At 52.2% G+C, this 6611-nt stretch carries 4 protein-coding genes and 1 pseudogene; 3 read left to right on the top strand and 2 right to left on the bottom strand.

What is annotated here, in order from left to right; all coding sequences use genetic code 11:
* A pseudogene (locus H6G89_RS28835) lies at positions 1 to 1878 on the top strand (hypothetical protein); the annotation flags it as partial.
* Positions 1879 to 2245: 367 nt separating this feature from the next.
* Complete coding sequence (gene nrdJ / locus H6G89_RS28830; RefSeq protein WP_190513185.1) at positions 2246 to 4420, top strand: ribonucleoside-triphosphate reductase, adenosylcobalamin-dependent; 2175 nt, start codon at positions 2246 to 2248, stop codon at positions 4418 to 4420.
* A 332-nt stretch (positions 4421 to 4752) separates the two neighbouring features.
* On the opposite strand, the gene H6G89_RS28825 is transcribed toward nrdJ, so the two are convergent.
* Complete coding sequence (locus H6G89_RS28825; RefSeq protein WP_190513183.1) at positions 4753 to 5304, bottom strand: pentapeptide repeat-containing protein; 552 nt, start codon at positions 5302 to 5304, stop codon at positions 4753 to 4755.
* A gap of 219 nt (positions 5305 to 5523) precedes the next feature.
* Here H6G89_RS28825 and H6G89_RS28820 point away from each other — a divergent pair, with 219 nt between their 5' ends.
* The gene (locus H6G89_RS28820) at positions 5524 to 5997 is read left to right on the top strand and encodes a YraN family protein (RefSeq protein WP_190513181.1); all 474 of its coding nucleotides are present in this window, start codon (positions 5524 to 5526) and stop codon (positions 5995 to 5997) included.
* Between the two features lie 121 nt (positions 5998 to 6118).
* Here H6G89_RS28820 and H6G89_RS28815 read toward each other — a convergent pair whose 3' ends face one another.
* Positions 6119 to 6508: a hypothetical protein gene (locus tag H6G89_RS28815; protein ID WP_190513179.1), complete on the bottom strand. Its 390-nt coding sequence runs from the start codon at positions 6506 to 6508 to the stop codon at positions 6119 to 6121.
* Between the last annotated feature and the right edge of the window lie 103 nt (positions 6509 to 6611).

The raw sequence follows: 6611 nt of genomic DNA, 5'->3' as shown, positions 1-6611 counted from the left end.
TGGAGTGAGGATGGGCAAACCCTCGCCACGGGCGGAGAGGATGGCAGTGTCAAGCTCTGGAGCCGCAGCGGCGACCTGATCAAAACCCTCGATGCCCAGCAGGGCCTTGTCTGGAGTGTGAGCTGGAGTGGGGATGGGCAAACCCTCGCCATGGGCGGAGAGGATGGCAGTGTCAAGCTCTGGAGCCGCAGCGGCGACCTGATCAAAACCCTCGATGCCCAGCAAGGCAGTGTCTGGAGTGTGAGCTGGAGTGGGGATGGGCAAACCCTCGCCACGGGCGGAGATGATGGCAGTGTCAAGCTCTGGAGCCGCAGCGGCGACCTGATCAAAACCCTCGATGCCCAGCAAGGCGGTGTCAGGAGTGTGAGCTGGAGTGGGGATGGGCAAACCCTCGCCACGGGCGGATATGATGGCAGTGTCAAGCTCTGGAGCCGCAGCGGCGACCTGATCAAAACCCTCGATGCCCAGCAAGGCGGTGTCAGGAGTGTGAGCTGGAGTGAGGATGGGCAAACCCTCGCCACGGGCGGATATGATGGCAGTGTCAAGCTCTGGAGCCGCAGCGGCGACCTGATCAAAACCCTCGATGCCCAGCAAGGCCGTATCTTTAGTGTGAGCTGGAGTGAGGATGGGCAAACCCTCGCCACGGGCGGAGAGGATGGCAGTGTCAAGCTCTGGTCTGTTGGCACGGTTGACAATGTGGAGGGTCTGCTGGGGCAGGGCTGCCGTTTGTTGCGGAGCTATCTAATCAACAGCCCTGAAGACCTGCAAGCACTGAACGCTTGCCACACCTTCGATCTACTCCAAGCGGCGGCTCCTACTCTGGTTGCCGACAGCGATGACCTCGCCCGCCAGGGCGATCTAGAAGATGCTATTCAGGGCTATCAGACTGCCCAGCAATGGAACCCCAGTCCTGGGCTAAACCCCACGAACCGAGCCGTTCAACTCAGAGCGATCGCCCTGGCAGAACAGGAAGAATTCTCTCAAGCCCTGAACCAGATCGAACAACTCCAAGAGCAGTATCCCAACTTCGCACTCGATGACAACGCGATCGCTGAAGCTGCACAACGAAGGGCGATCGCCTTAATTGAGCAGGAAGATCTCTCTCAAGCCCTGAATCAAATTCAACAACTCCAAGAGCAGTATCCCAACGTTGCAATCGATAACAACGCGATCGCTGAAGCTGCACAACGAAGGGCGATCGCCCTGGCAGAACAGGGATACTTTGAGGAAGCCTCGAATCAACTTCAACAGCTTCAGCAGCAGTACCCTAATTTTGAGTTGAGTGAGGAGGCTAAGAGAGCGATCGCGGTTAGTAGGGCGATCACTCTAGCTGACCAAGGAGACATCGAACAATCGCTGAATCAGATTCGGCAGATGCAACAGCAATATCCCAACGTTGAGTTGGACGCTAACTTTTGGAACTCAATTTGCTGGTCAGGTGCAACCTACAACCAAGCTGCTAACATCCTCACAGTTTGTAACCAAGCCGTTAATCTGGCTCCTGATGATTGGGTCATCCTTGATAGTCGTGGTCTGGCGCGTGCATTGACAGGTGATATTGAAGGAGCGATCGCCGATTTTCAGTTTGCAGTTGACCATACTGATGACGAAATATTTAAAGCTCAGCGGCAACGCTGGCTTGATGCCCTCCGGTCGGGCCAATCCCCTGCCACCCTCTTTACCCCCACCGTCCTGGAACAACTCCGCAACGGCACCTACGAGGGTGAGCCGCCTCCAACACCGCCTGAGCCGCCGGGTGCCACCTCCTCTAGCCGTTGGCTCGTGGCTGGCTACCGTCTCATCCCAGATGCAGCTCAAACTTTCATTGGGGGAGTCGCCACAGCCAATGTAGGGAATTTCCTGGGAACACATGATTGACCCATGCGGAATGGTCTACGAGATCGCATCCGTATCTTCAACTGTCAGGAATCAATCTTGAAAACGTTACAGAACCCTGTATGGGTTTGGCGTGGCTACCCTTCAGGTCTTAGATCTGCCGAAATCCTGTTGGTAGCGTTGGTCAGGAGGCGGTGTCTCCCATGCTTTGAAGATATTCGCGCAAGGATTCGTTAGTTTTCTCTGCTTGCTACGACGGATAGAGCCTGGGTCTGAAAGCGATTCAGCGCACCTTTTCATTTTGAGATTTAGCGTATATAGTGTTTACTTCAGAAGCTGTTCCAGTTGTAAGCACTACATCTGAGGTTAAAGCCCTTCAGACCTCACTAACCCCAAGGCAAGACATCCTATGGTTCAAAACATCGAACGCACCCGCCAAACGAGTCCATTTCCAGAGGCTGCTCCTGCGGCTAATCCCGTCTTTTATCGCACTTACAGTCGTCGTGGCGAAAAAGCGGCGGGTTTACGAGAAACCTGGGATGAAGTGTGCGATCGCACCCTACAAGGCATCATCGAACTGGGTAAACTCACTGCCAGTGAAGCGGCTTTAATCAGCCGGATGCAACGCCAGGTAAAAAGTCTACCCTCCGGTCGCTGGCTGTGGGTCGGGGGTACGAGTTGGATCAATAAGTCCGAAAACTTTTCCGGAGCCTACAACTGCACCAGCACAAACGTCGTAGATTGGCGTTCTTTTGGGCTGATGATGGATTTGGCGATGATGGGATGTGGCACTGGTGCCGTTTTAGAACCGAAATATATCAATCAATTACCTGCTATTCGCAATCGCCTCAGCATTACTCTGGTGAGTGAGATTGGGGCAACACCCGTAGCCGAACGTCATGACTTGACTGAGGTGATGGTTGAGGGCAATCAAGTCACGATTCGTGTGGGCGATAGCCGTCAGGGATGGGTCAAATCTTATCAGTCTTTGCTGGAGCTATCGACCGATGAGCGGTTTAAGGATGAGGTGCAGGTGGCGATCGACCTCAGTGATGTGCGTCCGGCTGGGGAACGGTTGAAGGGATTTGGTGGAGTTGCTAACCCGATTCGTCTGCCGGGGCTGTATGAACGGTGTGCTGCCATTCTCAACAAAGCGATCGGGCGACAGTTGACGTCGGTGGAGTGTTGCCTGTTGATCGATGAAGCGGCTGCCTGCGTCGTTGCCGGAAATATTCGTCGTAGTGCAGGGATGCGCCAGTTTGATAGTGAGGATGCACTGGCAGCGATCGCCAAAGATAATCTGTGGATGCAGGATGCCGAGGGCAATTGGCGGATTGACCCTGAACGGGATGCTTTGCGGATGGCAAACCATACCCGTGTGTTTCACCGCAAACCGACACTAGAGGAATGCAGTGAGGCAGTGCAGAAGCAATACTATTCTGGTGAGGGTGCGATTCAGTGGGCAGGTGAAGCCGAGCGTCGGGCTCAGGGTGAAGGACGCTACGGTCTGAATCCTTGTGGAGAAATTATTGGGGAAAACTTCCACTGCAACCTGGCAGAAGTTCACCTCAACCAACTCAATCCCCATGATTTTCGTGAGCAAGAAGAGGCGTTCACAGCCGGGGCACTGGCAGTCGCTGCGCTGCTCAACCACCAATTTATGGAGCCACGCTATCAGCAATCCCGTGCTGATGATCCGATTGTGGGTGTGTCCTTCACCGGATTGTTTGATTTCTTTGTTAATGCCTTTGGTGTGGAATGGTTGCGTTGGTGGCAACAGGGGCGTCCTGACACGGTGACAGGTCTGGAGTTTAAGCAGCGAGAGCAGCAATACTTGAGCTTTTGGAAAGATGTGGTGCATCGGGTCGTGTGGGAGTATTGCGATCGCCACGGCATCAAACGTCCTAACCGTTGCACGACTGTCCAACCAGCGGGCACCAAATCCCTGCTCACAGGAGCCAGTCCAGGTTGGCACCCACCCAAAGCACAGCGGTTTATTCGCCGAATTACCTTCCGCAAAAATGATCCCGTTGCGCTGGCTTGCCAGGAATACGGTTACAATATCGTGCCTTCTCAGTCAGACAAGGATGAAAACGGCAATTTGTTGAATGACCCGCTTGACCCCCGCTGTACCGAATGGTTGGTCGAAATCCCGGTAGAAGTTCCCTGGGCAAACCTGCCTGGGGCAGATGAGATTGAGATCGAAAAGTTCTCGGCTCTGGCGCAATTTGACTTCTACATGCAAGTGCAAAAGTATTACACCGCCCACAACACCAGTGCCACTATCGAACTCTATGAGGATGAGATTGAACCCCTGGCAACTCGGATTCATCAGGCGATCGCCGATGATGAGGGCTACATTAGTGCGGCATTGTTAGCTCGCTTCAATGCGCCATTCCCCCGGTTGCCCTTTGAGAAGATCGACCGCACGACCTATGTGCAGTTGCAGCGCGATGTCCAGACCCGACAAAAGACAAACGACTTCTATAGTGCTCTCGCTCGCTATGATTCGGGTGAGTCAACCGTAGAAGGACCGGCGGGCTGTGACAGTGACAAGTGCATGTTGCCTGAAAAGCAGGGTTAGTCGTTAGGACTATACCGCTAAAAAATGACAAGGGGTTTAAGCTCCTTGTCATTTTGGGTAATGAACCGTAGCACCCGGACTTGGAACCGATGCGAAGCGCGTTCTTGGGTTAACTCAAACACTTTCTGCTAAGGGGTTTGGGGAAACTTCCCCAATGCCTGGTTCTCCAATAATTTGGAAAAGAGCAGAGATCTGTATACGCCGTAGCCTTGCCAAGGGGAAGTTGGGAGGGATCAGAGGTGTAGCTCTAAAAAAATGAATTGGTATAAGGAGCGTGGATTGATAGCTTTACCCGCCCCTACCAACTATTGAACTTAGTTTAATTCCTATTTCTAATTGAAATCGCATTCCAACGTTTCGCGTGTGTTGCGTCCAGTGGTTGGATTGGTGCCTTGAGCAATTTCACACAAACGTTCCTGCACATCCTGCCGCAGCAACACATCGGTAAAATCTGCTCCGTCGATGGTTGCTCCGTCAAAATTGGCGTTAAAGGCAAAAGCTCCTTCTAGCACCGCATTGGTGAGGTTAGTTTCAACAAAACGGGCAGAGTCAAGGGTGGCATAGCTCAGGGTCGCTCCTTCGAGATTTGCCCCCTCCAGGTTTGCCCCAAAAAAGCTGACTCCCCGCAGGTCAGAATGACTGAAGTTGCTGTAGCGGAGGTTGGCTTTAGTAAAACTGTCATCTGTGAGCGATCGCCCCGAAAAATCAGCCCCTACTAAAAACTGCTTATTGTAATCCGTGGCTTCCGCGTTGGCGGGAACTCCCAAAACAAAGAAGCCTCCAATGCTCAGACATATGGCAAATAGACAAATCTGACGAATGAGCCATCGGGCTGCCCATCCCTGCCCATTTGTCCTACGAAACCAGCAGAATTGAAAACTCATGCAAGAAACAAAATAGGATTCGAGATTATAGCGGCTTAGCCTTTGCGCAGTAGCACAGACCACTCTTTAGCCTAACTCAACTCCATCCCCCAACGATGAATCATTTTCTGAACTTGGCAAATCTATGGCGTATTCAGGTCAGCACTACGCACCACCTTCTTGAATTTGGGAATTCTGGGCTGTAGAGATGTCCGCCCAAACGGGTTAAAAGAAATCGTCATGACAGCAAACTTAACCGTTGGTGCTCTAGCAGAAGATTTCGTAGCACTCTGGCTAGAGGCTCACCGCTATACCGTGTTAGAACGCCGCTGGCACTGCCGTTGGGGCGAGTTAGACATCATTGCTCAATCTCCCCCATTCCACTCCGGTGATTTGCCGACGGTTGTGTTTGTCGAGGTCAAAGCCCGTCGTCGTCAAAATTGGGATGCGAACGGGTTGCTTGCCATCACCGCACAAAAGCAAGCTAAACTCTGGCAAACTGCCCAGCTTTTTCTAACAGAGCACCCAGAATGGGCAGACTGTCCCTGTCGGTTTGATGTGGCGTTGGTGAGCTATCGATCGCTTCTAGCCCGACAATCCCAGCCCTCATCAATCAAAGCTCCACCTGCGATCGCCATTGAGTCAGGTGTGTTTGTGCCTTTGGGAGACTACCAATTCTGCTTGCACCACTACATCCCAGCAGCATTTGAATAAACATTTGAATAAAAATATGCAAAAAAAGGGACGTAACGTGTACGTCCCCAATCTCATCAACCCAGACTTGTAATCATGAACCCTTGGGCGTTAGGCAATTTGATGAAGTGTTGCACAATACCTAAGCGAGGGTTTCAGGACAATACCCTAATCCTTGAACGAATTGCTTACGAAACTCTTCAATCTCACTGCGATCGGGATGACCATGGGAAACTACGGCAACCTGATAACGGCGCATTACATCCACCGGAGATTGACCTGTTTCTAATCCCCAAAGTGCCATCCGAACTCGAATTTCGGGTTCATAGGCAATGCCCAACTCATTCAAAAAAGCACGAAAATCACCATCTTGCTGCGCGTTCAAGGCATAATTGAGCTTAACCTTAACAACCCAGCCATCAATTTGGTGAATCACGGTCATAAAGCGCAGTGGCAGCCAGGGAGTTGTGTGGAGGTATTCAACAACCCGCAAGGTGAGACTGGCATTGGCGAGGTAATAAAGATATTCCATCGATTTGAGGCGCGGGTAGGGCGCGAGCAAACGCTACATCTTTATTCTGACGAGAAACTACGGATGTTAATAGGGGAAGAATCCCCGACCTGTTATAGGGAAC

The organism is Oscillatoria sp. FACHB-1407, assembly GCF_014697545.1.
GTDB lineage: Bacteria > Cyanobacteriota > Cyanobacteriia > Elainellales > Elainellaceae > FACHB-1407.
This window is presented reverse-complemented; position numbering and strand designations above follow the sequence as displayed.

Excerpts from the sequence above, each read along its gene's own strand:
- nrdJ (WP_190513185.1), top strand. The coding sequence starts at position 2,246 with ATGGTTCAAAACATCGAACGCACCCGCCAAACGAGTCCATTTCCAGAG.
- H6G89_RS28825 (WP_190513183.1), bottom strand. The coding sequence starts at position 5,304 with ATGAGTTTTCAATTCTGCTGGTTTCGTAGGACAAATGGGCAGGGATGG.
- H6G89_RS28820 (WP_190513181.1), top strand. The coding sequence starts at position 5,524 with ATGACAGCAAACTTAACCGTTGGTGCTCTAGCAGAAGATTTCGTAGCA.
- H6G89_RS28815 (WP_190513179.1), bottom strand. The coding sequence starts at position 6,508 with ATGGAATATCTTTATTACCTCGCCAATGCCAGTCTCACCTTGCGGGTT.